Origin of the sequence: Microbacterium sp. BF1 (assembly GCF_019279095.1) — a bacterium.
Classification (GTDB): Bacteria; Actinomycetota; Actinomycetes; order Actinomycetales; family Microbacteriaceae; genus Microbacterium; species Microbacterium maritypicum.
This window is the reverse complement of the sequence record NZ_JAGYWT010000363.1, coordinates 1-2,560: the sequence shown is the minus strand read 5'-3', so window position 1 is coordinate 2,560 and position 2,560 is coordinate 1. Positions and strand designations below refer to the sequence as shown.

1 protein-coding gene and 1 pseudogene are annotated in these 2,560 nt (G+C 69.0%); one reads left to right on the top strand and one right to left on the bottom strand.

The features are described from left to right. On the bottom strand, nt 1–2,320 hold a 2,320-nt coding region (locus tag KZA10_RS12105; protein ID WP_218683001.1), incomplete at its 3' end, for an efflux RND transporter permease subunit. An 11-nt stretch (nt 2,321–2,331) separates the two neighbouring features. Here KZA10_RS12105 and KZA10_RS12100 point away from each other — a divergent pair. After that, nucleotides 2,332–2,560: pseudogene (locus KZA10_RS12100) on the top strand (hypothetical protein); the annotation flags it as partial.

Below are 2,560 nucleotides of genomic sequence, written 5' to 3'. Positions count from 1 at the left end.
GTGCCGAGCCCGGCGTGCGCACGACGATGTCGCGCTCCCGACCCTCGTACATGAGGGTGCCGACGGTGGTGCCCGAGAGCGCCTCCTGCACGGCCTTCGCGATCGTGGCCCGGTCGAAGCCGAGGCGCGCGGCCAGCGGCTCGTCGACCTTCACGCGCAGCACCGGCTGCTCGCCCGCGAGCTCGCTCTTCACGGAGCGCACCCCGTCGGCGTCGGCAAGCTGCTTCTCCAGCAGATCGCTCGCGGTCCGCAGCGCGGCCGGGTCGTTGCCCTGGATGGCCAGGGCGATGCCGTCACCGGCACCTGCGAGGGAGGCGTCCTGCGAAGCGAGCTCGATCGTGCCGCTGTCGGCAAGACCGTCCAGCGCCTTCTGCACCTTCGACTCGACCGCGGCGACGTCGGCTCCGTCCTTCACCCGCAGGTCGTAGGTGATCGACGTCGGGGTGCCGGGTGTGGGGACCGGGATCGAGGTGGTGATGTCATCGATCTCCGCGATCTTCCCGAGCGTCTTCTCGACCGGCTCCGCGGCGGCGACCAGGTCGGCCGTGGCCTCCTTCGGGGGCGTCTGCACGACCTGCAGGCTCGCCTGACCCGATGAGCCCAGGAAGTCGGTCTGGATGAACGGCGTCATACCCAGCGTCGCGACGAGCAGCAGGGCCGAGGCGACCAGGGTGATGACCGGGTGTCGACGGGTCGCGTTCAGGGCCGGCATGAACGTGCGCTGCAGGCGGTCGGGAGCCGTATGGATCTCGTCGAGCTCGGACGGCACCTCGTTCTCGTGGGCGAGCGGTGCGTCGTCCGCCGATCCCTCGGACACTGGCTGAGCCGCTTCGGCAACTGCGGCACGGTGCCTCGGAGCCCTGTTGAGGAACCAGGAGGCGAGCACCGGCACGATGGTGAGCGAGACGACGAGAGAGGCGAGAAGGGCGATCGAGACCGTCACCGCGAACGGCCGGAACAGCTGCCCGGCGATTCCGGAGACGAAGGCGATGGGCAGGAAGACCGCGACGGTGGTGAGCGTCGAGGCGGTGATGGCACCGGCGACCTGGCGCACCGACGCGACGATGCCGTCGATGGTGAGCGGTCCGTCGCCGCGTCGTCTCGAGATGTTCTCGATCACCACGATGGAGTCGTCGACGACACGTCCGATGGCGATCGTGAGCGCGCCGAGGGTCAGGATGTTGAGGGTGTTGCCGCTCCACCACAGGCCCACGAGCGTGATCAGCAGCGACAGCGGGATCGACACGGCAGCGATGACCGTCGAGCGCCACGAGCGCAGGAACGCGAGGATCACGAGCACGGCGAAGAGCAGGCCCAGCCCGCCCTCGACGGAGAGGTCGTGGATCGACTGCTCGATGTAGGGCGCCTGGTCGAAGATCGTCACGAACTCGGCCTTGACGATCGGGGCGAGCCGGTCGAGCTCGGCGTTCACGCCGTGCGAGATGTCGACCACGTTGGCTCCCTGCGACGGGATGATCTGGAGCGTGAGCGACGGGTTGCCGTTGACCCGCGAGATGGTCTGCGCCGGCACCGTCTCGATCGAGACGTCGGCGAATTCGGCGACCGTGACGGCTCCCTCGGGCGTGGGTACAGGAAGGGCCTGGATGTCTTCGAGAGTGGCGAGTCGCGACCCCACGGTGATCGACAGAGGCCCCTCGGCGGAATCCGCCTGCCCTGCCGGAAGCGCGGCGCCGTGCGCCTCGAGGATCGGGCCGAGCGTCGAGGGCTCGACCTTCAGCCGCGTGACATCCGCGGGGCGGAGATCGATCGTGATGCGCTGCGTCTCCTGGCCCGCGAGCTCGACGGCGCGCACACCCGGTACGCCCTTGAGCGCCGGGACGACGGTCTGCTGCAGAGCATCGCCGAACTTCTCCTGGTCGCCGCTGGTGCCCGCGCTGAGGACCATCGCGGGCAGATCACCGGCACCGCCCGACGCCACCTGGACCTCTGTGCCCGAGGGGAAGCTCGGCTTCAACGACTCGGTCGCACTGCGGATCGTGCGCAGGGTCTCCTCGTCGTTCTCCCCGAACGACCACTCGACGAGGATCTGCGCACCCCCGCTGGATGTGGTGGACGTGACGCTCGTCACGCCGGGCACGGCGCGGACGGCCTGCTCGACGGGCTCGGTCACGCTGCTCGCCATCTCTTCGGGCGCGAGACCCTGCGACTGCGCCGAGATGAACGCCATGGGCGCCTGCAGCGACGGCATCAGCTCCTGCTTGAGCGAGCCCATCGAGATCAGGCCGAGAGCGACGATCGCCAGTGTCGCGAGCGACAGGATCAGGCGGTTCTTGAGACTGCTGCGTGTGAGGAACGACATGGAGCGATGAGGTGCTTTCGGCTGGGTCGCAGCGGCGGGCGAAGTGGCACGCGCGCGACGCGGAAGCCGCCTGTGATCACTCGACCCACGTCGCCCCGTGCCGAATCCTGTGTCGACGTTCGCGCCGTTCGAGTTCACCCGAGCCGTACTTCACCAGTGGTGTCCAGCTCGGCGTGCTCGAAGCCAGCGACATCCAGTCCCTCGACGACCTGGACGGCAAGACCGTCGCCGTCAAGACCG